The 25,963-nt window shown below is 35.7% G+C and carries 28 protein-coding genes, 2 pseudogenes and 1 riboswitch; of the genes and pseudogenes, 6 read left to right on the top strand and 24 right to left on the bottom strand.

Features of this window, described 5'->3' with window-relative positions; all coding sequences use genetic code 11:
* Positions 1–3: 3 nt before the first annotated feature.
* Positions 4–1,197: a bifunctional metallophosphatase/5'-nucleotidase gene (locus CRG87_RS00310; RefSeq protein WP_074425676.1), complete on the bottom strand. Its 1,194-nt coding sequence runs from the start codon at positions 1,195–1,197 to the stop codon at positions 4–6.
* Positions 1,198–1,404: 207 nt separating this feature from the next.
* Here CRG87_RS00310 and CRG87_RS00305 point away from each other — a divergent pair, with 207 nt between their 5' ends.
* Positions 1,405–2,763, top strand: a complete 1,359-nt coding sequence (locus CRG87_RS00305) for a PTS transporter subunit EIIC (RefSeq protein ID WP_074425677.1) — start codon at positions 1,405–1,407, stop codon at positions 2,761–2,763.
* A 78-nt stretch (positions 2,764–2,841) separates the two neighbouring features.
* On the opposite strand, the gene CRG87_RS00300 is transcribed toward CRG87_RS00305, so the two are convergent.
* Positions 2,842–5,244, bottom strand: a complete 2,403-nt coding sequence (locus CRG87_RS00300; RefSeq protein WP_074425678.1) for a phosphoketolase family protein — start codon at positions 5,242–5,244, stop codon at positions 2,842–2,844.
* 285 nt (positions 5,245–5,529) lie between these two features.
* On the opposite strand from CRG87_RS00300, the gene CRG87_RS00295 reads away from it, so the two are divergent.
* Positions 5,530–6,294 (top strand): DeoR/GlpR family DNA-binding transcription regulator, encoded by a 765-nt coding sequence (locus CRG87_RS00295; RefSeq protein WP_074425679.1) that lies wholly within the window; start codon positions 5,530–5,532, stop codon positions 6,292–6,294.
* A 4-nt stretch (positions 6,295–6,298) separates the two neighbouring features.
* Positions 6,299–6,675, top strand: a pseudogene (locus CRG87_RS00290) (bacteriocin immunity protein).
* Between the two features lie 60 nt (positions 6,676–6,735).
* Here CRG87_RS00290 and CRG87_RS00285 read toward each other — a convergent pair.
* The 6 genes from CRG87_RS00285 to CRG87_RS00260 all read right to left on the bottom strand — a co-directional run bounded on the left by CRG87_RS00285 (position 6,736) and on the right by CRG87_RS00260 (position 11,166).
* Entirely contained in the window at positions 6,736–7,461 is a 726-nt protein-coding gene (locus CRG87_RS00285) for a GntR family transcriptional regulator (protein ID WP_074425681.1), read from the bottom strand.
* Between the two features lie 12 nt (positions 7,462–7,473).
* Positions 7,474–8,394: a nucleoside hydrolase gene (locus CRG87_RS00280; RefSeq protein WP_074425682.1), complete on the bottom strand. Its 921-nt coding sequence runs from the start codon at positions 8,392–8,394 to the stop codon at positions 7,474–7,476.
* A 63-nt stretch (positions 8,395–8,457) separates the two neighbouring features.
* Positions 8,458–9,153: a ribose-5-phosphate isomerase RpiA gene (gene rpiA / locus CRG87_RS00275; protein WP_074425683.1), complete on the bottom strand. Its 696-nt coding sequence runs from the start codon at positions 9,151–9,153 to the stop codon at positions 8,458–8,460.
* A gap of 125 nt (positions 9,154–9,278) precedes the next feature.
* Positions 9,279–9,749: a Dps family protein gene (locus CRG87_RS00270; protein ID WP_046306275.1), complete on the bottom strand. Its 471-nt coding sequence runs from the start codon at positions 9,747–9,749 to the stop codon at positions 9,279–9,281.
* Positions 9,750–9,854: 105 nt separating this feature from the next.
* Complete coding sequence (locus CRG87_RS00265) at positions 9,855–10,439, bottom strand: hypothetical protein (RefSeq protein WP_074425684.1); 585 nt, start codon at positions 10,437–10,439, stop codon at positions 9,855–9,857.
* Positions 10,440–10,548: 109 nt separating this feature from the next.
* Positions 10,549–11,166 (bottom strand): nitroreductase family protein, encoded by a 618-nt coding sequence (locus CRG87_RS00260; protein ID WP_074425685.1) that lies wholly within the window; start codon positions 11,164–11,166, stop codon positions 10,549–10,551.
* Positions 11,167–11,264: 98 nt separating this feature from the next.
* Between CRG87_RS00260 and CRG87_RS00255 the strand changes: the two genes are divergently transcribed.
* The gene (locus CRG87_RS00255) at positions 11,265–11,579 is read left to right on the top strand and encodes a winged helix-turn-helix transcriptional regulator (RefSeq protein WP_074425686.1); all 315 of its coding nucleotides are present in this window, start codon (positions 11,265–11,267) and stop codon (positions 11,577–11,579) included.
* Between the two features lie 86 nt (positions 11,580–11,665).
* On the opposite strand, the gene celB is transcribed toward CRG87_RS00255, so the two are convergent.
* Together celB and CRG87_RS00245 are read right to left on the bottom strand one after the other, a co-directional pair.
* The gene (celB, locus tag CRG87_RS00250) at positions 11,666–13,027 is read right to left on the bottom strand and encodes a PTS cellobiose transporter subunit IIC (protein WP_046306266.1); all 1,362 of its coding nucleotides are present in this window, start codon (positions 13,025–13,027) and stop codon (positions 11,666–11,668) included.
* Positions 13,028–13,112: 85 nt separating this feature from the next.
* Entirely contained in the window at positions 13,113–13,613 is a 501-nt protein-coding gene (locus CRG87_RS00245) for a PTS cellobiose transporter subunit IIA (protein ID WP_228150039.1), read from the bottom strand.
* Between the two features lie 152 nt (positions 13,614–13,765).
* On the opposite strand from CRG87_RS00245, the gene CRG87_RS00240 reads away from it, so the two are divergent.
* Positions 13,766–15,211, top strand: coding sequence for a 6-phospho-beta-glucosidase (locus CRG87_RS00240; RefSeq protein WP_074425688.1), 1,446 nt, complete (start codon positions 13,766–13,768; stop codon positions 15,209–15,211).
* A gap of 180 nt (positions 15,212–15,391) precedes the next feature.
* Here CRG87_RS00240 and CRG87_RS00235 read toward each other — a convergent pair whose 3' ends face one another.
* From CRG87_RS00235 to CRG87_RS00180, 11 genes and pseudogenes are all read right to left on the bottom strand, one after another.
* Positions 15,392–15,751: a PTS lactose/cellobiose transporter subunit IIA gene (locus CRG87_RS00235; RefSeq protein WP_046306262.1), complete on the bottom strand. Its 360-nt coding sequence runs from the start codon at positions 15,749–15,751 to the stop codon at positions 15,392–15,394.
* 14 nt (positions 15,752–15,765) lie between these two features.
* Positions 15,766–16,101 carry a PTS sugar transporter subunit IIB gene (locus tag CRG87_RS00230; RefSeq protein WP_046306261.1) on the bottom strand — a complete coding sequence of 112 codons (336 nt, stop codon included), beginning with the start codon at positions 16,099–16,101 and terminating at the stop codon, positions 15,766–15,768.
* 127 nt (positions 16,102–16,228) lie between these two features.
* Positions 16,229–16,465, bottom strand: a complete 237-nt coding sequence (locus CRG87_RS00225; protein ID WP_074425689.1) for a hypothetical protein — start codon at positions 16,463–16,465, stop codon at positions 16,229–16,231.
* A 199-nt stretch (positions 16,466–16,664) separates the two neighbouring features.
* Positions 16,665–17,078, bottom strand: coding sequence for a PTS sugar transporter subunit IIA (locus CRG87_RS00220; protein WP_074425690.1), 414 nt, complete (start codon positions 17,076–17,078; stop codon positions 16,665–16,667).
* Between the two features lie 18 nt (positions 17,079–17,096).
* Positions 17,097–18,092, bottom strand: a complete 996-nt coding sequence (locus CRG87_RS00215) for an SIS domain-containing protein (RefSeq protein ID WP_074425691.1) — start codon at positions 18,090–18,092, stop codon at positions 17,097–17,099.
* Positions 18,093–18,120: 28 nt separating this feature from the next.
* Entirely contained in the window at positions 18,121–19,191 is a 1,071-nt protein-coding gene (locus tag CRG87_RS00210; protein WP_074425692.1) for an SIS domain-containing protein, read from the bottom strand.
* Between the two features lie 19 nt (positions 19,192–19,210).
* Positions 19,211–20,032, bottom strand: coding sequence for a PTS system mannose/fructose/sorbose family transporter subunit IID (locus CRG87_RS00205; protein WP_074425693.1), 822 nt, complete (start codon positions 20,030–20,032; stop codon positions 19,211–19,213).
* Positions 20,013–20,929 (bottom strand): annotated as a pseudogene (locus CRG87_RS00200) (PTS mannose/fructose/sorbose/N-acetylgalactosamine transporter subunit IIC). The gene CRG87_RS00205 and the pseudogene CRG87_RS00200 overlap by 20 nt, the downstream one beginning before the upstream one ends.
* Before the next feature lie 10 nt (positions 20,930–20,939).
* The gene (locus tag CRG87_RS00190; RefSeq protein ID WP_074425695.1) at positions 20,940–21,407 is read right to left on the bottom strand and encodes a PTS sugar transporter subunit IIB; all 468 of its coding nucleotides are present in this window, start codon (positions 21,405–21,407) and stop codon (positions 20,940–20,942) included.
* A gap of 13 nt (positions 21,408–21,420) precedes the next feature.
* Positions 21,421–22,110, bottom strand: coding sequence for a GntR family transcriptional regulator (locus tag CRG87_RS00185; protein ID WP_074425696.1), 690 nt, complete (start codon positions 22,108–22,110; stop codon positions 21,421–21,423).
* Positions 22,110–22,832, bottom strand: a complete 723-nt coding sequence (locus tag CRG87_RS00180; RefSeq protein ID WP_074425697.1) for a GntR family transcriptional regulator — start codon at positions 22,830–22,832, stop codon at positions 22,110–22,112. The genes CRG87_RS00185 and CRG87_RS00180 overlap by 1 nt, the downstream gene beginning before the upstream one ends.
* A gap of 322 nt (positions 22,833–23,154) precedes the next feature.
* On the opposite strand from CRG87_RS00180, the gene udk reads away from it, so the two are divergent.
* On the top strand, positions 23,155–23,796 hold the full coding sequence (gene udk / locus CRG87_RS00175) for a uridine kinase (protein ID WP_074425698.1): 642 nt from the start codon (positions 23,155–23,157) through the stop codon (positions 23,794–23,796).
* 42 nt (positions 23,797–23,838) lie between these two features.
* Here the strand turns inward: udk and CRG87_RS00170 are convergent, their stop codons facing one another.
* From CRG87_RS00170 to CRG87_RS00160, 3 genes are all read right to left on the bottom strand, one after another.
* Complete coding sequence (locus CRG87_RS00170) at positions 23,839–24,345, bottom strand: cupin domain-containing protein (protein WP_308777023.1); 507 nt, start codon at positions 24,343–24,345, stop codon at positions 23,839–23,841.
* Positions 24,346–24,369: 24 nt separating this feature from the next.
* Entirely contained in the window at positions 24,370–25,116 is a 747-nt protein-coding gene (locus tag CRG87_RS00165) for a tyrosine-protein phosphatase (RefSeq protein ID WP_074425700.1), read from the bottom strand.
* A gap of 128 nt (positions 25,117–25,244) precedes the next feature.
* Entirely contained in the window at positions 25,245–25,823 is a 579-nt protein-coding gene (locus CRG87_RS00160; RefSeq protein WP_074425701.1) for an ECF transporter S component, read from the bottom strand.
* Positions 25,824–25,868: 45 nt separating this feature from the next.
* A riboswitch (TPP riboswitch) is annotated at positions 25,869–25,960 on the bottom strand.
* Positions 25,961–25,963 lie beyond the last annotated feature (3 nt).

The following is a 25,963-nucleotide window of genomic DNA, read 5'->3' as shown; positions in this document are numbered from 1 at the left end:
TCCCTAATTGCGCTGCGTTAAATAGTATGAATATTCATCAAAAATATTATCAACAAATTGGTCCGTCAACCGATATTCTGGTACTTCATAAGAATTCGTCAGAACCAAAAAGTCGTGAGCATTAGAATCATAATTTTCTTGCTTAAGGGCCCAATCTTGTTGACTGAAAACCTGATATTCGGACGAAGTCAGGCGATAAATTCTAACACCATATGGAATGGTAAAAGAATCTATTACTTGCTGCCTAGTTTTCCCTTTTAAGCTAATAAAAATTCCTAAATGTTCGCGAGCAAATTTTTGTTTTAAAAACTCTACTAAATGACTGAGATCAAAATCTTCTGCAAGCCAATTTTGATAATCTTCTTCTGAATAAAAATCGCCTGTTTTGGCTGGCAGAGTCTCAGTTAAGACGATTTCTTCTTGACGTTTTACAATTTTATTTTGATCATTAAATTCAAACGTCATGTGACCAAAGCAATTACCTCGGTATCCACCTTGAACAACAAGGGTATCACCTATTTGACCATGATTAATACGATGCTGGTGACCACAGCTAAAACCATCAATGCCTGGTGTTTGCGATACTAATTTAAAAGTTTCGTCCTCACCCGTTGCATAGTTAGTTTCAGCGTGTGTCTTCAAATCCCGTTCAATTCCACCGTGATAGCCGACTAAAATTAAATCGACTTGATCGCGTAAAGCTGCTACCTGTTTTTGTAATTCAGGTAATGCTTCCTTAACTACTACTCCAGTGGTTACATCAAAGTCACTGATCATTGACATTCTACTTGTCAGTAAACCAATTACTCCCACTTTGATGCCATCAATTTCTTTAATGGTAGACGGTGAAAAAATCCAATTTCCCTCTTCATCAAAAACATTACAACAAACATAGTCAGCATTTAAATGGCTAACCTGACGCTTTAAATAATTCAATCCATGATCAAAATCATGGTTCCCAGGTACCATGACATCAAACCCGACTTTATTGGCATAATCTACCATTGGAGATACTTGCATTTGATCACAAAAATAAGTGGTCAAAGGGTTGCCAACAAAGAAGTCTCCACTATCCATTAACAGAGAGTTAGGATATTTTTCCTTTATTCCTTGCAACGCCAAGGCAGGTGGCTGCCCCTCATTAGAAATAAAGCCATGGATATCTGTCGTAGTTAACACATTTACTAGTTTATTCACTGTTTCCTCCTTTTTTAAATTTGTTAAAAATTGCCAACAATTTAATTTTATACTAAAGGATTTATAAATGGCAATATACTTCTAAAATGTTCTTTTTAAGTTCATTGACAATTGCTATAAAGTTAAATTATAATATTGCTTATTTTTTAAAATATAATGAGATAATCCAAAAGTTATTCTCATTAATTTTTATAAGTGGGAGAATGTATGAATAATATTAATGGTGAATCAGAGGCAATTTTAAAATATGTTGGCGGACCAGATAACGTCAATAATTTGGTCCATTGCGTAACTAGATTGCGCTTTGACTTAAAAGACGATAGTAAAGTCGATAAAGACAAATTGAATTCCTTGCCTTGCGTTTTAAGTGTCGTTAAAAGTGGCGGTCAAGAGCAGGTCGTAATTGGTACTAATGTGGCAGATTATTATGACGTCATTCAGAAAAAACTGAGTGATAACAAGACAGCTAACTCTAAAGAAGAAAAAACAGATAAAAAAGCTAAGTTGTCAATAACTAAAACTATTTCCGGGGCTTTTATGCCACTTCTTTCAGTAATGGCTGGCGCCGGAATGGTAAAGGCTGTTCTAACAGTTTTAGCTAATTTGCATTGGTTATCTGAAACTAGTACAGCCTATCTTGTCTTATCTGCAGCTGGCAACTCAGTATTTTACTTCCTACCTATTTTCGTCGGCATTACTTTAGCTAAAGAATTTAAAGCAGACCCATTTGTCGGTGGAGCTTTGGGGGCAGCACTGTTAGAACCAAATTTTACTCAATTGGTTGGAAAGCACGGTCTTAGTCTTTTTGGCATGCCATTAGACGCAATTGACTATTCCACAACAGTATTCCCAATTTTTGTCATTATCGGGGTTTACGTTTTACTTGACCGCTTATTGAAAAAGATTATTCCACAACAAATTCAGATTTTCCTAAATTCAATGATTTGTTTAATTATCTTAGTACCAGCAACCGTACTAATTTTTGGTCCATTTGGTGACACTGTAGGTAAATGGATTTCAGCTATTATTATGTGGCTATTCGGTAAAAGCAGATTAGTTGCTGGCTTGCTGCTAGGCATGGTCTATCCTTTCTTAACCGTACTTGGTTTACACTGGGGCCTAGTGCCAATCACATTGCAAAACCTCAAAATGTACGGTGGTGATGTAATTGGTGGTGTTGCAGTTGCAGCCGTTTGGGCGCAAATCGGTGTTTCTCTCGGTATCTTTTTATACAGTTTACTCAAAAAGAAAGATGCCAAACTCAAGGGACTATCAGGATCTGTTACAATTACAGGTATTTTTGCCGGTGTAACTGAACCTATTTTGTACGGTTTAATTATGCCCTCAAAGAGATTAATGATCATCACAGCAATTGCAGGTGGAATTGGTGGTGCCATTAATGCCTCACTTCACGTAGTTGTTCGAGCATTCCAAATTGACAACATTTTCTCAATCTTGATGCTAATGTATAAGCCAATTGGCTTTATGATTTTAGGCTCCGCAATATCTCTAATTACGGCAGCAATATTAACCTTCTTTTGGGGAATCGATCCAAAAGATCAATAATAATTTTCAAAGCAAAAAACGTGGTTCCGGGTGGAATCACGTTTTTTATTTATAAGTAAAATGAGATGTACACTTAATTTATTTTAAGCCTGTCCATTTCCATTCTGTTACTTCTGGCATATCTTTACCATTGTCACGAATGTATTGGTGGTGCTTAGCTAATAAGCGATCCATTTCTGCAACAAAGCCTGCGCTCTTTTCAGCGTATTCTGGCATACTCAAGACTGCATCCTTTGCTAAATGGAAACGATCAAGTTCATTAACAACTCTCATGTCAAATGGAGTAGTAATGTCGCCTTCTTCTTCATAGCAGTGAATATGAACATTGCTACGATTACGACCAAACCAGATTGATTGCATCATTGCCTTGTAGCCGTGCCATGCAAAAATTACTGGCACATCAGCAGGGAATAATTCTCCATATTCCTTGTCGGAAATTGCTTCTGGATTATCTGTTGTATTCATTAACTTCATTACATCAATGACGTTAATGTAACGAATTTTCATTTCTGGGAAATTCTTATGCAAAATATCAATAGCAGCTAAAGACTCCATAGTTGGCTCAGTTTCAGTTGAAGCAAAGACAACATCAGGCTTAGCAGTTTGATCAGTTGAAGCCCAATCAATATATGATAAACCATGGTTAGCAATCTTAGTTGCTTCATCGATTGAGAACCATTGTGGACGTTCTTGCTTAGAAGTAACCAAAACGTTGATACATTCACGATCAGTAAATGCTTTTTGAGATACTGCTAATAAAGAGTTCGTATCAGCTGGTAAGTACTCGTGAATCAAATCTGGACGATTCTTTTCATATAAGTGAGTTAAGATACCAGGATCTTGGTGAGTATAACCATTGTGATCTTGTTGGAAAACAGTTGAAGTTGCAACAAAGTTCAAAGATGGGTAATCCTTACGCCAATATTGTTCCTTGGCTTTTCTTAACCACTTCATGTGCTGGGTTAACATTGAGTCAACAACACGTCCAAATGATTCGTAAGTTGCAAAGAAACCATGACGACCAGATAAAACGTAGCCTTCAAGCCAACCTTCGTCTTGGTGCTCGGATAATTGAGAATCAATTAAACGACCACTTGGTGCCAAGTTCTCATCGTTTGGTGTATGAACTGAACCTTCCCATTGACGCTTTTGCTCATCAATAAATTTAAACAAACGATTTGATTTGGTTTCATCAGGTCCAAAGCCACGGAAATTGTCTGGGTTAAGTTCTGCAATTTCATTCAAATATTTTGCCCATTCAGTCATATCTTCTGCTTCAACTGAACCAGGTTGATCAAATTCTAAGGCATATTTACGATAATCTGGAAGGTTGAGGCGCTTAGCTTTGTCGCCACCACCATTTGTAATTGGGTTGACTGCCATTCTGCTATCACCAGTAACATTATCAGCAGTTACCAATTCAGTTGGTACACCATTTTCATCAAACAGTTCTGCTGGTTTATAACTTTCAAGCCAATCAACCAACATATCTTTATGTTCCATGTCATCTTGAGCAACAGGAATTGGAATTTGGTGTGCTCTAAATGAGTTTTCAATAGGATTACCGTCAAGATCAGTTGTAGGTCCTGTCCATCCCTTTGGAACGCGGAAGATAATCATTGGCCAATGTGGTAAAGTCTCATCATTATTTTCACGAGCATTCTTTTGAATGGCTTTAATTTCTTCAATTACAGTATCCATTAATTTTGCCATTTCTTCGTGAACTTGCATGTGATCTTTATAGCCGTCAAATTCACCACCATTATATGCAGAAATAATGTAAGGATGCCAACCCATACCTTCAAAGTACTTGGTTAGTTCTTCATCTGACATTCTTGAAACAATGGTTGGGTTAGAAATTTTAAAACCGTTAATTTGTAAAATTGGTAGTACAGCACCATCTTTGATTGGGTTAATGAACTTATCACTAAACCAACTTGCAGCTAGTGGGCCAGTCTCAGCTTCACCATCACCGATTTCAACTGCTGCAATCACATCAGGATTGTCTAAAATTGCACCGGTACCATGTGAAAGTGAGTAGCCAAGCTCGCCGCCTTCATGCATTGAACCTGGAGTTTCAGGAGCAGCGTGAGAAGCAGAACCACCAGGAAAACTAAAGCGTTTGAATAACTTAGCCATTCCCTTTTCATCTTGTTGAATTTCTGGGTAAAGCTCACTGTATGAACCGTCAAGATATGAGTTAGAAACCATTACTTGACCACCGTGACCGGAGCCTTCGATATAAAACATATCCAAGCCATACTTCTTAATGACACGGTTTAAATGTGCATAAATAAAGTTTTGTGGTGAGATTGTTCCCCAGTGTCCGATTGGTTTAGGCTTAACTTCACTTGCTTTAAGGTCATGCTTTAAAAGTGGGTTGTCCATCAAAAAGAGTTGACCAACTGACAAATAGTTAGCTGCACGCCAATGGGCATCTACGCTCTTTAAAAATTCCTTTGAATCATAATCTACTGCCATATTATTTCTCCTATTTAGAAATTATTTACTTAAACTTTCTTTATACGGTTATTATACCAATTTTATATTCAATATCAACCATTTTAAAAATTGGTTCGTTCCAATTTTAAATAAGCATTTAAGCAAATTCCTTTTTTTAAAATATTGATTTACCAGTCTTTTTAACTTTAAACTTCAGTATAATTTTAGTTAAACACAAACAAACACATAAAATCCAATATGAAATACTGACTATTTGATTCTTAAAAAAATAAAAAATGCTAGATTATTTTTAGGAGAAATATTATGACTCAAGAAGAACGAATTCGCGAAATAAAAAAATTATTAGAACAAAAACATCACTTAGTTACAAAAGATTTAGCAGACTACTTTAATGTTTCGTTTGATACAGCCCGGCGAGATGTTCTTAGATTAACTTCCACAGGTCAAGCGATTCGAGTTCACGGTGGATTACTGGCTAACAGTCACGACAACGTACCTAATTTCATTACCAGGAATCACATCGACTCCCCTATTAAAACGAAAATGGCACAGATGGCTCTCCGCTTTGTTCATCCAAATCAATACGATTTTATTGGTGCTTCAACTACACTGAAAAAGCTATGCGAATTAATTTGTGGTATGGATTTGCAGATTGTGACAAATTCAATTGATAATTCCCTGGAATTGATGCAATCAAGACTACCCGACGTTCGTCTATTAGGTGGAAAAATCGACAAAGAACATCGCTTTAATTATTCAGTCACATCGATTGATACTTTAAAGCGAATGAGCTTTAATACAGCATTTTTTGGCACATCAAACGTCAAAGAAGATGGTGCTTATCTCACAAAGATGAGTGATGCAGAATTAACTCGCGTCGCTGCTTCGAGGGCAAAACAAGTTGTGGTAATCGCAGAAAATTATAAGTTCAACAGTCAAAATACTTCTCCGTTTATGTCAATCCCCTTGAGTCAGATCGATGTACTTATTACTGATGATCCGTTACCCCAAGAACTAAAAGAAAAATTTGCGCCTAAAACACAAATTATTTCTGTACTAAGGAAGTGATGTAATGAGTGTTCACTTAATCGGTGCTTCATCTCCAAAAGAAAAAAAGCTGATTAATGAAACATACAAAGAATTAAATCAATTTTATCGTAGTTTTTTAATAATATTTATAACGAATTAAATATTGCAAAATATCGGCCAATTCGAGATGCAATCGGACTAGTTATGCAAAAATTCGAGTCAAATGATCATCCACTACAATATACTGGTAAATTAGTGCTGTATATTCAGGCTAACATTGCGCTTAATCATTTGCGCTTAACTAATTTTCAGCAAAAGCTCCTACATAGTTTAAGTGACAAAACCAAACAGATAAGTTTAAATTTTGTTTACACTAGTCCCATCACGGACATAAGCCAATTTAAACTTAGTAATATTTAATTTCCTTCTTTTAAATAGAATGTATCCCAAAAAGAGCTAAGCAGTTGCTTAGCTCTTTTTCTATTTATTTAAATTTACGAACGTGTTGAACTTCATGTATTGGTAATGAATACGCATCGTTGATACCTCAAATGGTGTACCGTCATCCAAAAAGAAAATACCCTCAATTACTCCAACAGGCTCTGTTTCTTTTAACTTTAGTTTCTCTTGATCCTCATTACTTGAAGGTTCAACTGTAATATTGAGAAAGGCTTTAGTAACAACCTTATTCTGTGAATCCTCTAAGTAATTAAACAGAGATTTTTTCAAATGTTCAGACTTTAATTCAGGAACAATTTTAATCGGAAGGTAGCCTGTCTCAATTAAAAATGGTTGTTCATCGAGAAATCTTAATCTCTTAAACTCATAAACAAAATCATCTTCATTTAAAAACAGGTCTTGCCGGATCGCTTCAGGAGCTTTGATGACATTATAGTCTAGTAATTTAATGCTCTGCTTTTTGCCAGGGACTTTTAGACTATCGGTTAACCCTAAATTAGAGCCCTCATAGCGAAATAAGGATTGGTTCTTTAAATATAAAGGATTAATGAAAGTCCCACTTCCCCTTTTTTTAAAAACAATTCCTTGCTGAGATAGAAGTTCCATTGCTCGTTTCATTGAAGAACGACTAACCTGATAATGTTCAGCAAGACTTCGCTCGTCTGGGAGACGCATCCCTTCATATTTGTTATCCAATATATTTTGTTTTATATCGTGCATTACTGTGCGATAAACGAAATCTGCCATTTGCTACCTCAATTACTTTGCCTTTTTAATTGCACTAATAAACCAGTCTTCAAAAGCTTGACGATCAACTTTCACACCGACTTCTGCATTAGCAGGCTGATGATAAAAATCGTCAAAATCAATTAGTGAAGCTCCATAAGAGTACATGCTTTTGGTGTCAACTGCAACATATGCAGACTTAAAGGTGTACATTTCTGGCTTGATTAACATTCCAGCTGCAAGGGCATCATATATTTCGCGTCCATCACCTTCTGTTTCATCATGTAGATCAGTCAAGATTTGATATAACATTTCCCCTGTCTGATTCAACGTTTTAATTTGCTTTAGCGTATCAGGTGTAATAAAAGCTTGATGCCCTAGTTCTAGCGGTGCAAGCAAAATTTTTAATCCACTAGAAAAAACAATCTGCGCTGCTTCAGGATCACCAGCAACATTGTACTCACTATACGGACTCCAATTGCCGCGACCTATTGCGCCACCCATTATTACCAGCTGCTCAATATTAGCTAAATCCTCTGGATATTGTCTGAAATACAAGGCAAAATCAGTTGCTGGTCCAATTTGCATTAAAGTTACTTTTTCACTGCTATTTGCAACTACCTCATGAATGGCATCTGCCGCAATCCCAGCTTTTAATAGCGACATATCCGGTTCAGGAAATTCATAGCCACCTAAGCCGCTTTTACCATGAACATCTGAAGCATCAATTTGTTGTCTCAGAAGTGGACATGAAGCGCCTGAAACTACAGGCACATTCGTATTCAAAAAAGCCTCTAATTTCAATGTATTAGTCAATGTTTTTTTTAGTGGCACATTGCCCCAAGTTGCGGCAATTAGCTTAACATCAAGCATATCTGAAAACAGAGCAATTATAATTGCTGCAACATCGTCAATACCAGGATCAGTACTGATAATTAATGGTTTTTTAGTCATTAAAATCCTCTTCTTTAAAGCGAACGCAATTCATCATGCGTAATATGCAGAATTTCACTACATTTACTGCTTCTTTCGATCTTCAATTTGGCCGTTTGAATGCGCAATAATCACTTCATCACACACCTCAAGGAAAAGCCCGTTTTCAACTACACCAACAACTTTATCTAGGTAATCCGCTAAACCGTATGGGTCTGGAATTGGATCAATATTCAAATCAATGATGTAGTTACCATAATGAGTAACAAATCGCTTTTCGCCATTCATACGCCATTGTGGCTTCAAGCCATCTTCTTTAAACAAACGGAAATTCTGCTCGCAAGAAATTGGCAAAACTTCGACAGGTAATGGAAAATCACCCAATTGATCAACGAGTTTTGATTCATCCACAATCCACATGTTTCTTTCCGAATTAACGGCAACGTTTTTTTCTAGTGTCAGTGCACCACCGCCACCCTTAATTCCATCGAAATTACTTGCAAATCGGTCAGCCCCATCAATTGTTAAGTCAAGATGGTCAACTTCAGCCAGTTCACTAACTTTAAAACCACAGCTCTCCAATTGTTTCTTGCTTCTACTTGAAGTTGTCACTACTGTGGCTATGTTTAGACCTTCTTGGTCCTTACGTTTTCCAAGCTCTTCAATCAAAAAGGCAACAGTCGAACCTGTTCCAACGCCTAATTTCATTCCATTTTCTACTAAACTAGCTGCCTTTTCGGCTGCTTTTTGCTTTAATTTGTCCTGTTCCTGCTTATCCATTGTTTTTTGCTTTCTTTTCATCAACTATTTGTCATTGAGTAAGTTAATTTCATTATAGCAAAAATAATTTTAAAAGAAGACAACAAAAAAGGCAGTTCACAAAAACTGCCTTTTAAAACTGTTTTTTATTCGGGATCAATTTCAGGTGCCTTATTTATTTCTCCTGACATCATCCAAATCCGTTTTTCAACATCAGCAAGGAAACCTGTTAGTAAATCATTTGTCGCATAGTCGCCTTCTTCATCACTAACCTTTATTCCTTCACGATAAAGATTTTCAAGGTAGTGGTAGCCATCGATGATTTTAGCGTAACGCTCATCAATTGTTTCATCCCAGTTTCCTTTTTCATCCTTAATATTTGTTTTTGCTGCGATCTCACTTAAAGTAGATACTGGCGAACCGTCTAACGTGATTAAACGTTCAGAAACTTCATCCAGTTGATCTGCTAATTCATCCATTACCTTATCTAAATATGGGTGCAATTTCAAAAAGCGGTTGCCACGCATATACCAATGATGTTGATGAACAATCATGTGTAATTGTGTCAAATCAGCAACTAATTGATTTAAAACTTCTTTAGTCTTTGGATATTTCATATAAAAGTGCCTCCCAAATCTAATAAATTTGTTACACCTTTATTATATCGAGTACACCTTGTTAATACTAAAATATTGATTGTAAATCGTGTTAAAGCAAAAATATTAAGCTAATTGCCTGCCATAGATGCTCTTTTGAATCAAGTCCAGTGCTGCCTTAGTCTTAGCAGTACAAGTTTGCTTGTCATAAACCTTATCACGAGCAGATGAAATATATTTCTTTTGCCCACTATCAAGTTCCAATTCAATTCCATAAGGGTTTTTAATAACAGAAACTTTTGTCAGGAACGGTAAAAAAATAATTGGATCAAACAAAGCAACAGAAGGTAGCTTTTCTACACCACTTTCACCAAAAGTTTTTGCATCTTCAACTTCATCCATGTTTAAGCTCTTCATTGGGGTATTAGGTCCTAAAAAAATCATCTCAAACTTTTTCAGCCGAGTACTAAAGTCATAGTATCTAATTTGGTTAGCAGAAATTTCATAATAACTGTAATCATATTGAAGTGCTGTTGGGTAATAAATCCCTGAAACAAATAGAAAGACTGCCATCGAAACACCTAAAGACCAAATAACTGCATTAACACCAGTTGTCTGGAAAAGAATTAATGCAAATGGAAATACAAAAAGTGCCCAAAAAATTGAGAAAAACAATGGCCAGTAATTCATCTTTTTACCAAAAGTGATCATATAAATCGCTCCCTTCTATTAATTTACCAGTATTCTAGTCCCATTTAATAGAAAGTTAAAGCAGTATAGCAACTTTTTTAAAATAATCCCTATATGTTCTTCAAGGCGATTAAATTATAAACCTAGTAAACTCAGCAACAGGTTTGCGAACCTTTGGCCTTCCAGGCTCATTTGCTTTTCCAAATGGAATAATTAATATTGGCACCCAATCATCAGGAATAGATAAAAGCTCCTTAATTCCAGAAAAGTTTACACCTCTCATTGGGGCGCCATCATAGCCATATGCACGAATGGCGGATAATAAGTTCATTGAGAATAAGCCACAATCTAATTTAAGCGCTTCTGGGCCTTTTTCGATTGGGGACATTTCATAAAATTTCGTCATTTTTTCTTTGAATTTTTCTATTTCTTCAGGAGATAAATGCTCATTACGCGCTTTATAATCTGCTAAATGCTCTACATCATATTCAAGTGGATCACCAAAAACGATAAATATTGCTGCTGCATCTTCAATCTGACTTTGATTAAAAGATAGGGGTACCAATTGTTTTTGTACTTCCTTGTTCATAACTGTAACAACCTTCCAAGGCTGTGTGTTATTTCCTGACGGCGCTGTTGCCGCCAAAGACAGTATTTCTTCTATTTCCTGCTTTGAAATACGATGACTAGTATCAAATTTTCTAATTGATTTTCTCTCAGCTAAAAAATCAATAAAATCTTTCTTCATAGTTTATTCTCCTTATATTCTTTGATATAGTAACTTTAAACTACAGTAAAAAATAAGCAAGTACTAATCTTTTTGTTACTGTAAATGGAGGAATACTAATGAATCAAGTTTCACAGACCAGTTGTGGCATTTCCAAAGTAATGAGTCAGTTAGGTGGAAAATGGAAATTTTTGATAATCTGGCGAATTCATCAGAATGAAGGAATTAGATTTAATCAATTACAACGAGATACTAACGGAATCACTAATGTAATGCTCAATAGATGTCTAAAAGAACTTACTCAAGACGGTTTCGTATTAAGAAAAGACTTTCATTCCGTACCACCACATGTGGAATATTACCTTACCAAACAAGGAAAGAGTTTCATTAAGATAATGGAGACTATGAATGATTGGGGTGAAAATAATCTTTAATAGACTTTGGACTTTTTGATATATCTTTACACACAAAAAACACTCTATTTCATTAAATAGAGTGTTTCTATTAGTTAATATTAATTTTATTCAGCGGTAGCAGTAGCTCCTTCTTTTTCTTGTTTTAGTAAGACATTATCATAGTGTTTAATGAATGGGTACCAAACAAGGAAAGCAACTATCGCACAGACAATTGAAAGGACCCCACCTTGCCAACTAGTTGTTGCAATAAAGCCGCCCAGACCAACAGGTGTTGGCCAAGGTTGTTGAACTCTAATTACAGGTACCAAGTGGGATGCAATTCCAAGGTAAGCCACAATTCCTGAAGCAAGTGGCGCACAGATAAATGGAATCATCAAATTAATATTGTAAACAATTGGCAAACCAAAAATTAACGGTTCATTGATATTGAAGATAGCTGGCACTATTTCAACCTTACCAAGTTCTTTCAATTGAGTAGATCTAGCCCGAAGAACTAACCAAATTGCAACACCAAGCATTGCTCCCGAACCACCAATAGTAATAAATGAGTTTGTTGGGTCTCCTGCAAAGAAGTGTTGTCCACCTCTTTGAGCATTGTCAGCCATATTAGCTAAAACGATTGGAGTCGTAAATGAGCTAATAATAGTCGCGCCATGGATTCCAAACCACCATAAGAAGTGAATTAAGAAGACAATAATCAAGAAGCCCCACCATGTGTCTGCAATATTGCTAATGAATGAGAATGGAATAAACAGCAAATTGAACATGTCAGTGCCGGCCAAGACTAAAGCACCATTAATTGCAGCAACTACAACAGCTACACAAAATGCTGGAATCAAAGCACTAAAAGAGTTTGCGACTCCTGCTGGAACTGAATCTGGCATCTTGATTTGCCAGTTATGCTTAACGGTATAGCGGTAAATTTGAACCGTTAGCCAAGCTATTACCAAACCAACAAAGATACCAACAGCACCTATTCTGTATATACCTGCTGTTGAAGCTTGATAACCACCAACTATCATCTTAGTCTTGGTGATAGATTGCAAAAATTGCATTCTTCCATCTTTCCAGACTAATTGAGCAACGGTGATGAAAAAGCCCATTAAGAACATCATTAATCCGTTCATTGGAACCAAATTGATTTGCTCTTCATCACGATAAATTTTTGTATATGAAAATGCAAAGGTTCCTGAGAAAACTAATGCAATAATACCCATTGTCGCATTATAAACAGACTGAAATAAGTCAGTAAAACGCCCAATTGTATTAGCATAAAAGCTAATAAAGCCATCAACACGAATAACTTGCGGTAACACCGTCAAGATTAAGAAAAATGCACCAACAATTGAAAACGAGATAACACTGTATCCAGCGTCCATGATTGCCCGAACAAATCTTGTAGCAGCAAATTTGCCGGCAACTTCAGCAAACCGATCCTTCAACGGTTTTTTTGTCGTTTCTGCCATAATAATATAACTCCCCTCTATTTCTTAGTTTGTATCCTAACTAAGTTAATATTATTGTAAGCCTTTTCAAAAACAAAATAAATACTTATTTTGTTTTTTTGTATGTTTCAATAAGTTTTTTATACTTATCTTTGCCTATTATAATATTGTGTACTCTTCTTTCGCAAATGTAGGCAAGAATTATTTCTGCAAATAAGAAAGCTAGCATCAAATAAAGCGAGTCTGCATTGGTAACAAATGGAAAAAGTTGTTTTTTTATTGGCATAAATAAACACAACACTAAAATTACATTTAAACCAATTTGTGTCCAAAAATAGTAACGTGTCACTGGAACATCTAGTTTGCGATTATGCATCTTCGTTAGCTGCTCAATTCCAGCTGCAGCCGAAAAAAGCGTTACTAGGCCTGATAACAGAATACCAACCCATGTCCGATACTGAATTAGGATTAAAAACCAAAACAAATTCACGAATAAGAATATAACTACACTATACCGTAGCATTAAATACCGACTAAAATAGAGATATTTAATGCTATCTGCGTGTTTCTTTTGCTCAACCGTTTTTGGTTGCGAATTATCTGACATTACTTTCTCCTTAGATATGCAATATATTCTGTATTATTATAACGCTAAAAAATAAAAAATGATTACATTCATAATAACTTGATTGGATTACCTTATTTGTTTAAAATATATTTGTTAAGCGCTATCAGAAGAATATTAAAAAGGAGATTCAAATGTACTCAGCAAAAATGCCAGATGGCTTTTTATGGGGCGGCGCTGTTGCTGCTCATCAATTAGAAGGTGCTTGGGACGTTGACGGCAAAGGTATGTCAGTTGCCGATGTTATGACTGTTGGTTCAGCCACTAAGCCTCGTGAAATTACAGATGGAGTAATTCCAGGTAAAAACTATCCTAACCACAGTGCCATTGATTTTTATCACCACTACGAAGAAGATATTAAGCTAATGGCTGAAATGGGCTTTAAAGCCTTCAGAACTTCAATTGCTTGGACAAGAATTTTTCCAAACGGTGATGACGAAAAGCCAAATGAAGCAGGTTTGAAGTTTTATGATGATTTATTTGCTACTTGCCATCACTATGGCATCGAGCCGGTTATCACCCTTTCTCACTTTGAAATCCCATACAATTTAGTAAAGAAATATCATGGCTTTACTAACCGCAAGTTGATTGATTACTTTGTACGCTTTGCAACAGTTTGCTTTAACCGCTACAAAGACAGCGTTAAGTACTGGATGACTTTTAACGAAATTGATAATCAAGCAGCCTATAATGAAGACTTCTTAATGGCTACTAACTCAGGACTTATCCTTGATGGTATGACTGATCAAGAAAAAGAAGCAGCAATGTACCAAGCAGCTCATTATGAATTGGTTGCTTCAGCCTTAGCTGTCAAAATCGGACATAAGATTAATCCTGATTTCCAAATTGGCTGTATGATTAATTACTCACCAGTTCGTCCACTAACTCCTTCATCAGATGATGTATTATTAGCTGACAAGTTTGAGCAAAGACGTGACTGGTTCTCAGATGTTCATGTTTTCGGTGAATATCCAAAAGAAGTTGAAGCATACATTACTCGTAATGGTTACCGTCCAGACATCACTGATGAAGATCGTGTTGTTTTAAAAGAAGGTACAGTTGATTACGTTGGCTTCAGCTACTACCAGACAACTACTGTATCGGCCGAAAAGGTTAAACCTGATAAATTAAACGATTTATCAAAAGCAATCGCTAAGAATCCAACTTTGGAACGTAGTGACTGGGGCTGGGAAATTGACCCAGAGGGACTTAGAATTGCATTAAACCACTTAACTGATCGTTACCACATCCCACTATTCATTGTTGAAAATGGCTTGGGTGCATATGATAAAGTTGAAGAAGATGGCTCAATTCATGATGATTACCGTGTTGATTACATGAGAAAGCATATTTCCGAAATGGAAAAAGCCGTTGAAATTGACGGTGTTGACCTGATGGGTTATCTTCCATGGGGACCAATTGACCTAGTTTCTGCAGGAACTGGACAAATGGACAAGCGTTACGGCTTTATCTATGTTGACAAAAATGATGCTGGTGAAGGAACATTGAAGCGTTCACGCAAAGATTCCTTTAACTGGTATAAAAAAGTTATTAGTTCAAATGGTGAAGATCTAGACTAGTAAATTTAAAAATCAATCAAAAAAGCGAAGTTTTTAATAACTTCGCTTTTTTGTATCTTACAAAATAGGGAAAATATTTTTTAGAACTCGATTACTGTTTAATTAAAATAAAAACCAGATAACCTTATTTAAAGGTTATCTGGTTTTTAGAAGATATAAAAGTTTTACTCTTTAGTTATCTTATTTTTTCAAAGTACCGTTTTCATACAATTTTTCGTACAAGTCAACCATTTCACCGGCTAAATCTCTGAAAGTAATTGCATTCATTAAATGGTCTTGTGAGTGAACTACTAACAAGGTGACTTTAGTATGGCCTCCCTGAGCTTCCTTGGTAAGCATACCAGTTTGAGAATTGTGAGCTTCATTTAATGACTCATCTGATTCCTTTAATTTTGCTCTAGCACCTTCAATGTCACCAGTTTTAGCCAAGCGAATTGCTTCAAAAGCTAAACTCTTTGCATTACCACCATTGGCAATTAAACCCATTGCTGATTCTAAAGTAGCTTGTTCTTCTTGTTCAGGTGTCATATTTTCTGCCATCGTATTCCTCCGTTTTAACCGTTAATTAAATCTTCTGCTTGTTGTAAAACTTTTACGCCATCCATCATACCATAAGCGCGCATATCAATTACGGCAAAAGGAATGTCTTTACCATCTTTACCTTGACCTTGTACTTTGTTCTTGAAATCACTTTCCATGTAACGAATTTGTGGCCCAAGTAAAATACAATCTGGATGATCCTGCTCAATATGTTGAGTAGCTTCTGAAGCTGGACAAGCAAAAATATTTGCATCAATTCCTTGATCTTTAGCAGCTTGTTGCATCTTTGTTACTAGTAATGATGTGCTCATTCCTGCACTACAATTCAGCATAATAGTTTGTTCTGCCATAATAATTATTTCCTCCTAAAATGTATCCATAATTTAATCACATTATAACACTTTTAGGTTAGCGCTTACTATCAAAAAGATAATATTTAATTCTCTTTTAGTCTTTAATAAAAAATTGGTTTACTACTTAAAAAGTGGCAACAGCAACACAAATCCCTACAACTAATAAAATCAACCCAAAGAATAACGAAAAGGCCATTGAAGCAGGTGCAAAGCCATTGTTAGTACCATTTTTAATTATTCCCTTGCTATATCTTAGGCTGAAGAGCAATTCAACTACACCTAAGATAATTAAAACAATTCCAACTAAGCGACCAGTAACATTGCCCTTTAATAAGGTTGCCAAACTAGAAGTTAAAAGCATGATTCTGTCCTCCTCAATTAAGTAAGTATCTTTATCTTTAGTAAAAGATTAGTAATTGAAAGTTATTAGACTTGCACTGTCTTTTTCTAAGGAGTGGTACTACATCTATTTATACTTTTATGATAGCACTTCCAGCAAATAATGGCTCATTTTTAGCAAAAAAAAAGCAAAGCATTCATTAGCTTTGCTTTTTGTAATTTTAAAACTCTTCTTCATCGCCTGTTGGCACTACTTCTTGATAATGATAGACACCACTTTTGCCTGCTTCAATTACCATCTTAATCAATTCCTTAGGTGCTAACTGGTTCCGGCTCATAAATAACTCGAGTAACATTGGAATATTGACACCTGTAATGATTTCGATAGCCGGATATTTTTCTTTTAATCCGATTAATGTATTAAAAGGAGTGCCACCTTTCAAATCGACTAAACAAATTACTGTTCCGGACAGGGAAGCAATTTTTTGGTCCATTTCTGCTTTTAGTTCTTCAAGCGCTTCGCCCATTTTAAAAGCGACTGTTTGACAATTATCTTGTTTACCACAGATCATTTCTGCTGTTTTTAATAGTTCTGGGGCAGAATTACCGTGGGTACATATTAAAACTCCTGTCATTGTCTTACACACATCTCTTTAATAGTCTAAAGCACGGTAGTAACGACGAATGTCCATTGGGTGACGATTAATATGTTCAATATGAACATCAATTCGATTATTAATTGCATGAAAAACAAATGGTGACAAAGTGCCGCGGTATTTTTCAGAAAAGCCAGGTAAAGCATAATCCTTGGAGTCAATAATAGTATAATTGCCACAGATTTCTGGTAAAAACTTAGCAACACGCTCACTTAATGGACGTTGACTATCTTCTCCAACATAAACTGTTACAGGAGTATCTCTGTCAACTACCTCAAACATTCCGTGGAAGAATTCACCAGCCTCAATTGCACGTGTTCTAATCCAGTGCTGCTCTTCCCAGTAGCACATTGCATATGAATAAGTTGCTCCCCACTGGTTTCCTGCTCCAACAAAATAATGTATTTCATCATCATGGTGTTTTTCTGCGAATTCCTTAGCAAACTCATCTGAGCCTTCTTCAATATCCGCAATGTCTTGAGCAAAATGCTGGTCCATTTCTTTATAAAAGTCATCGTAATCAGGAAATTCACCGTTCAAGTACATCAAACGATCTCCTACCATGAAAAATTTCAGTTGTTCATTTTCAGGATATGAAATGCAGTAAGTTAAACTTGAAGCAAGCTTTGCTTTAGGGTCATCCATAAAGCCTAAAATAGTAGCTCCTACTTCATTTAACTTTGCAACTGCATCAACCATTTCTTTAGTATTTCCAGTTACAGAAGAAATTACCACTAATGTTTTATCGGTAATTCGTTTGTTTCCAGTAACGTTATATTCAGCTGCATTTTGATAAAAAGTTTCTAACGCACTTTTTTCCTTCATATGAATGTTTGCTTGCATCCCTGAAGCGTAGGTACCACCAATTCCTAACCAGCAAATGTTAGAAATGCCCTTCTTAAATAATGGGTCAATAACATCATTGATTTGACCACGCAGCTTAAGTGCACCATTCATACTATCAATTAATTTTTCTTTATTAAATTTACGCATTTTTTCTTCCTCAGTTTCTTTAAAATCTTTATATCTTTGACGACGTTATTTGATCAAAATCTGGATAGGCAGAGTGTTCTAAATCATGCCCTTTTTCCTTAGACAGACGATAAGCCAGCAAATGAACCGGAATTGTCATATATAGGGCGGCAAATAACTCATCTGCCTCAACTTCAAGACTCAAATCATGCTCTTTTTTACTTTTCGCATCATCAGCATAAATCGTATAAACATGCTCAACATGCTTGTCTAAAAACCTTTTTAATAAATCCTGTCGTTGTTGCAGTTTACCATTTGGTTCTATACAAATAACATAGTCATCTTGCATAAGCCCCAAATATGGGCCATGCATGTACTCTTCCAGCTCTTTGCCCCATGAACTAATTCTTACTGCTTCAGTGGTCTTAGTTTCACCTTCACGGCTAACACCATAAGCTGCACCATAACCAATAAACATAATTCTTTTTGCCTGTGAAAAAGTAGGTAAATTACCTGTCACCCATTTTTCAGCGCGCTCAATTACATCAGGCAGAATCTTTACTATTTCCTCAAGTTGCACAAGGTACTGATCATATTCTTGCTTTGAGATTTTTTGTTCTTTTTTTGCAATTACTAAAGCAATTAAAATCAAGTCTAATATTTCCACACTATAGCCTGCACTAACATAGGGCATTTCTTCAATAGGCATCCCCATAGCTAAAATATTGTCACTTACTTTTGCTACTGGGCTATCAGGTTCACTAGTAAGAGTGAACACAGTATGACCATACTTTTGCAATCGTTCAACTAGTTTAACAACAGAATAACTATGTCCACCTTGAGAAATAGCCAGGCAAAGTGTACTGCCTTTTACGTTTAACAAATAGTTTTCAGAAATTGATGGTTCTTCCACTTGAACTGGCATTTGTAGAACTTTACTCATAAAAGGTAAAGCGCCATAGGCAGCATTTGAACTTGAACCTGTTGCATAAATTATCACGTTATCAATTTTTTCGGTCGAAATTTGGACCAAAGGATTATCAAATAAGTTTTGATAATTATTTAGAACATTTTGATAATATTGCGGCTCTAATTGCACATAATCTTCTATACTCTTCAATAAGTATCTCCTTAAACTTTTAACCAAGTATTCCTGACCAAGCTCCGAAAATACCAATGGCAGCAATTAACAGTAAAATGTATTGTGACTTCCAGCCTTTGCGATCTAGCCAAAATACAAAGAATGTGAATAGCAACGGTAAAATTCCTGGTACAATTCCATCACAAATTTTTTGAACGGTTGTTGCTTCTGCGCCACTGCCAATTTTTAAAGGTATTTTAATTGTAACCATTGAGGCTACCATTGCTCCAACTACAGCTAGTCCTAAGACTGATGCACCATAAGTTAACTTATCCATCAGTCCGGTTTTTTGTACCTTGTCAATAAATGATGACCCTATGTTATATCCAACAAATAGGCCATAATATCTAGCTAATAGTGCTGGAATATTAAAAATCAGCAAGAATAAAATTGGTCCTAAAATATTACCTTGTAATGCCAAGGAGGTACCAATACCTGTTGCAATGACGCGAAGTGTGCCCCAGAAAAATGAATCACCAATTCCACTTAGTGGTCCCATTAAAGCAACTTTAATATTATTAATTGAAGATGAATCAAATTCGGGATCAAGCTCATTTTGCTCTTCCATAGCGATAGAAATTCCCAATGGAAATGTGCTTAGCCAAGGTGTAACATTATAAAATTCGAGATGACGCTTATATGCTTCTCTTAGTTTTTCCTTGTTGTTTCCATAAATTTTCTTTAACGCTGGAACCATTGAATAAGCGTATCCTAGGTTCATTTGCCGTTCATAGTTCCAAGCCCACTCCATTGTGAATGAACGCCAGAAGGTTTTCATTAAATCCTTTTTAGACAGTAATTTAGAATTCTTCATCTTCATAGTCGATTCCTCCATCTTCTGCTTTTGTTTCTGCAGTATTGGCTGTTGTACTTACTATTGGCTTGCCATTAAAGGCAGAGTAACCTGTCAATATTAAAGCTAGGCACGCGCCAAAGATTGCGACACCAGTGACAGAAATCTTTAAATATACTGCTAAAGCAAATCCAATAATGAAAAAAGTTACGTTCTTCTTATTAATCATCATTTTCATTAAAAGTGCAAAACCATATGCTGGTAATAACCCCGTTGCAATACCTAATCCTTTAATTATGAATTGCGGAATTACAGCCAAAATAGCCTTGATTACTGGACTCCCTAGTACATAAGAAATACCTACAACTAATCCAATTGGCAAGTTAATTGAGAAAAATCCTCCCAAAACGTTCATTCTACTTACACCACTGCCATCACCAGCTTCTGCATATTGATCAGCACGGTGAACAAAATACGGCAAAATAAAGAGGAAACACAAATTTTTGATTACTAAAACTAGAGATGCAATCGGTATTCCTAGAGTCAAAGCTACTGCAGTACTTTTTCCTGCTCCAATCGCAAAAGCAGTTCCTAAAACACTTCCAGAAATAATTTNGATGCAATCGGTATTCCTAGAGTCAAAGCTACTGCAGTACTTTTTCCTGCTCCAATCGCAAAAGCAGTTCCTAAAACACTTCCAGAAATAATTTCTGGTGGAATAGCAGCTCCAATTGAAAAGGAACCCACAAAAGCAAGTTCAAGCGTTGCTCCCATAATAATTCCTTGCTGCACATTTCCCAAAACAAGTCCTGTTAACGTACAAGTTACTAATGGTCTAGATAACATTGAAGAGCCTAAGAAATACTCTCCATTTCCTAACATTGCAATTAAAGCTAAAAAAATTGCAGTTATGTATACATTCATAATTTAGCTCCTATTTCTGAAACTCCTGTCGCTCTTCACTAGGTACCTGCTGAATCCAAACTTCCACACCTTTATTTTGTAAATCAGCTAATTTAGTTGCTTCTTCATCTGTTAAATTAATCGTCTTTGAATAATTTTTTGTATTTTCTCGTGGTTTAGTTCCGCCTAGATTCAATCCCTTAATCTTATCGCCTGTGTTGTTGATAAGCTTGACGGCATCATCCACTGATTCAACTACTACCAACATCTTATATTTATCAGTAACACCAGAATTAATTGCCTTAATGCTGTCATCGACTGATTTCATTACTAATTTTGAATTCTCTGGTTTGGCCAAGCGAATAGCTGACTTTCTAAAATCATCCTTTGCCACGTCGTCGTTAACAACAAAAATCGTATTGACATCTAAACTATTAAACCAAGAAACGGCTACCTGCCCATGAACAAGGCGATGATCCACTCGTACAAGTTTAATCATTATTTTTCCTCCATTAACTAAAATCTACTGAGTACCTGGTTGTTAAAGCATCTTGTAGCCTGTACTCAACAGCTACAACTTTGCTATCTTTTGTAGAAAACAAGTTTGTCGTCTTAAATACTGGAACATTCTTTTCAATTTGTAGTTGTTTACTAACCTCTTCTGTTGCTTCAACTAATTGAAAATTCTGAAATAAATCAACTGGTTTTTCTTTTCCAGATTTTACTGCTTCAATAATTGGTACCACTTTTAGACAACTTGCATCAAAATCGGGAAAATTATATAAAGGAAGCAGAACCTGCTCTAATGTCCGTTTCCCCTTTATTGAAGCAATAAACGAGATATTATATAGCAACTCTTGCGGACTAATATCGAAGATTAGTGAATAATACGAGCCAACTAATCTAAAATAACTATCCTTGATCTTGACCATATCCGATGCTGCTAAGTAGGAGGGCTTAATAACTCCTGTCATTTCTAAAATATTTTGCTTTGAAATCTTAGGAGCAATGAATAATCCACTTCCCTTTTTTCTTATCACCTTACCCTGACTTACTAATTGATCAACTGCTTTCCGAATAGTTGTTCTACTCACTTGATACTGACTCTGCAATTCTGCTTCAGTAGGCAAACTAGTTCCCGGTGGATAGTGCCCACCTGATATTTTTGAATCCAAGTCTTTAGATATTTCCTTGAATAACATTACTGTTCCTCACGATAATCATATATATTTTTTGCATTAAAATGATATTTAAATTGACTTCCTACAAGATATTGCGTCGTAGTCTCTAGAGGGATGTCATCGTTATAATAATTAAAGCTTTGTACTCGATAAAGTGGCGTATTTGGTGCTATTTTTAAAATTTTGCTTTGCTTTTCATCAGCTAGGCAACATGAAATGCTTTCTCTACCATAGGTTGGCTCAATCTTATATTGCTTTTCTAAAAACTGATATAAAGGCTTATTAGTAAAATCAATCTCTTCAAGTTGTGGAAACTGATTCTGATCAAAATAAACTACTTCATAGGTTAAAGGAATATTTTGATTTATACGCACACGCCTAATTTTAATTAGTTTAGTAGAAGATGAATTAAAAAAATCATTCAATTCACTTGGCTTAGTAATAACTTCTGTACTCAAATGCTTGATATCAATAGATTTATCTTTTAATTCCGCAGTCATTGACTGCATGTTCAACATATTAATATCGATCTTCGAATTAGGAACAATTCCAGTTCGTTCCTTTACTGAAACAAGTTTTTCACTTTTTAAGCGTTCCAGTGCATGCATTACGGCATTACGGCTAATGTGCAATTGTTCCGCAAGCTCCCGTTGTGATGGTATAGCCTGTTCACTTTTAATTTGTATTAGATATTGCAAATATTCCTGTGCTTTTACTGCAGCAGATCTTTCCTTAAATTCCATCTTATCCTTGGCTCTTTTTATTTTAAAATTATCTTTTTTTAGCTAACAAAATAGCTAAATACAGTGGTAAATTTCTTTATTTGATTATAAATTTAATATTTTTAGTACCAGATAAATAGTAATCGCTTTCATAAAATGTGTCAATACCTAAAATTTAAAAAAAATTACTTTTAGCAAAACATTACGTATAACTTCTTTACAATATTTTTCATATTAAGCAATATTACAAGCTATTTGGAACTAAATTTGATTTTTCCCTTAAGTATTGGTAATTCAAGGAAAAGTAAAGTAAAATGTTTATTGATAAAAAAGGAGTAGCTCTATGTCTAAACTTGAAAAACCTGTTGTGATTGGAATTACTGGTGGTTCTGGTAGTGGAAAAACAACAATTGCCCATAAAATTGTTGATCAAATGCAAGAAAATGAACATGTCTTGATTATGACGCAAGATTCCTACTACAAAGACAACACAGGCATCCCAATGGATATCAGACAGAACATTAATTATGATCATCCCGATGCCTTTGATGTTCCCCTTCTAGAAGAGCAAATTGGTTGTTTGTTAAAGCATCAACCAATTGAGATGCCTGTTTATGATTTTAAGGAACATACAAGAAGCAAGGAAACAATCCATACGGAACCTGTGGATATTATCATTTTGGAAGGTATTCTTGTATTAGCTAGCAAGGAAATCCGCGACTTAATGGATATTAAAGTATATGTTGATACTGATGACGATATTCGTTTTATTAGGCGTCTAGAGCGCGATATTAAGGAACGTGGTCGTTCAATTGATTCAGTAATTGAACAATACCTTGATACTGTTAAGCCGATGTACCACCAATTTATTGAACCAACGAAACGCTATGCGGATATTATCATCCCTGAGGGTGGCGAAAACGACGTTGCAATTGATATGTTGACTACGAAAGTCCATTCAGTCTTAAGTCAAAACACTAAATAACTGTCTAAAAAAGACCAAGTTCATTCGAACTTGGTCTTTTATTTAGTCAATTGCTAGACGTTCAATTACTTCGGCATATTTTGGATATTGCGTTAGCAAGTCTTTTTTCTTAAGCATTTCAAAGTCATGGTAATCAAAACCCGGTGAAACAACACAACTTACTAAACAAAAACTGTCAGGTTTAGTTACTTCAGAAGCAAAAATCGTTTCTTTAGGTACTTTAAATTGCATCACTTCACCCTTGGTAACATCCTTACCTAGTCTAACAGCTTGATACTCTCCTTCTGGTGAAATACAGTGGATGGTGATTGGTTCCCCATCATGGTAATACCACAGTTCATCGTGATTTAAACGGTGAAAATGAGAACAACTGGTATCATCTAGTAAGAAATAAATTGAAGTGTAGTAATAGCGATCGCCTTTACTATCTTCAGCATAAAACTGCTCATCACTAGTATAAATTTGACGAAACCAGCCACCCTCTTGGTGGGGTTCAAGATTTAAATTCTTGATATAATCTTCGCGATTCATTTTTTCTCTTTTCTTCAAATACTATTTATTACAGGCAAAAAACTAAACTAAGTAAATCTTTTGCATCTGCTCCTTAAAATCAGCTGGCAAGTCGAGGCCTTCCACAAAGTATCGGTCAAAGTCACCATAGTTCTTTTTAACTGTTTCAAAGTAACGTTCCAAGTACTGACGTTCAACCGTTAAGGCAATCGCAACATCTTTGATATTTTTAGGATCCATTTTGTCTTTTAAGTAATCCAAAATTTCTTGGTTTGCTTCTTTACGAGCCTCAATTGTTTTCAAGTAATCTTCAAAAATTTGGTCTTCGCTAACATCCAAACTCTTCAAGATTAATGCTGCTGCAACACCAGTCCTGTCTTTCCCAGCAAAACAATGAAATGCAACTGGTACAGGATCGTTAATTAAATCCATTAAAAAGTGGTGATAACCTTCACGTGCAGAATTTGATAAGGCTAACTCTTCGTATGTCTTGAGCATATCAGATTCCACATGACTGTTAGCTGAAACAATTTCATCTACACTTGCCTGATTTGTCCCTGAATCTTTTAAAACATCTAAAATCACATAATCAAGACCTGGCCAAACATAGTCTGGGTATTCTTTTCGTTCATCATCACCACGTAAATCAACAAGTCTCTTAAGTTGATAATGATTTTGAACCAAATCTTTTTGCTCGTCGGTTAAATCAAATAACTGGCCACAACGAAAAAGCATCCCCTCTTTAACCTTTTTACCTTCGGCACCAACATAGCCACCCAATGAACGCCAATTTGTGATATTCTCTGCCATAATTCTCCTTATAGTATCTTTGCACTCTACTTACTCATATAAATATTAATTATAATTTTTCTTCACAATTTAGTCCATTGCTTTTGTAGCATTAAAAAAACGCTAATTATTATTAGCGTTTACCTTATTTAGTCAATCTTAGGCTTTAGTGCTCTATCAAATAAGTTGGTAATTAGTTTAACCAATACCCCATCAAAAAGCAGCGCCGATAGCAGCATTGTCACAAACATAATAATTTGCAGTTTAACGCTGAATTTACTCCAGCCATATAAAAAGTATGTTGGTATAAAACTACCTAGCCCTGCAAAAAAGGCACCCGTCAAAACACTTTGCCAAGAAAATTTTTGATATCTTTCTTTTTTAGGGAAAAAGCCAATTTCATTAGTAGCGCCTTGAATTAGTCCAGAAAGGACCGTTGTAGCGCCCCATTGACCACCAATCACCATTTCCACAATTGCAGCCAAAGTTTCACCAACAACACCAGAGCCTGCTGTAGGTACAAAGTACATTGCAAGTGGTCCTGCAAGTAACCAGAGACCAGAAAAGACTGCATCAGTCACTGGTGCATAACCTGTTGGCAATAACAACATTTTTACTAGGTTAAATGCCCAGTTAAATCCATAGGTATAAATTACCCCTAAAATAATTCCAATTAACGCAAGTAGAATAATCGATTTAACATTCCATTTTGAAGATCTTGTAAACATAAAAATACTCCTAACAAACTTCAACAGTCATTAGGAGCACATGAAAAATCTATTTCAACACTTCCCTAGCGCAGGTATTATCCCGTTCAGGTTCAGAGGGTATTTCTCAGCTAAATGTGGCACCCCTAGTGACTTTATTT

The organism is Lactobacillus apis (assembly GCF_002837055.1).
GTDB classification, from domain to species: Bacteria; Bacillota; Bacilli; order Lactobacillales; family Lactobacillaceae; genus Lactobacillus; species Lactobacillus apis.
Note: the sequence above shows the minus strand (reverse complement) of the source record. Positions and strands in the feature narration are given on the sequence as shown.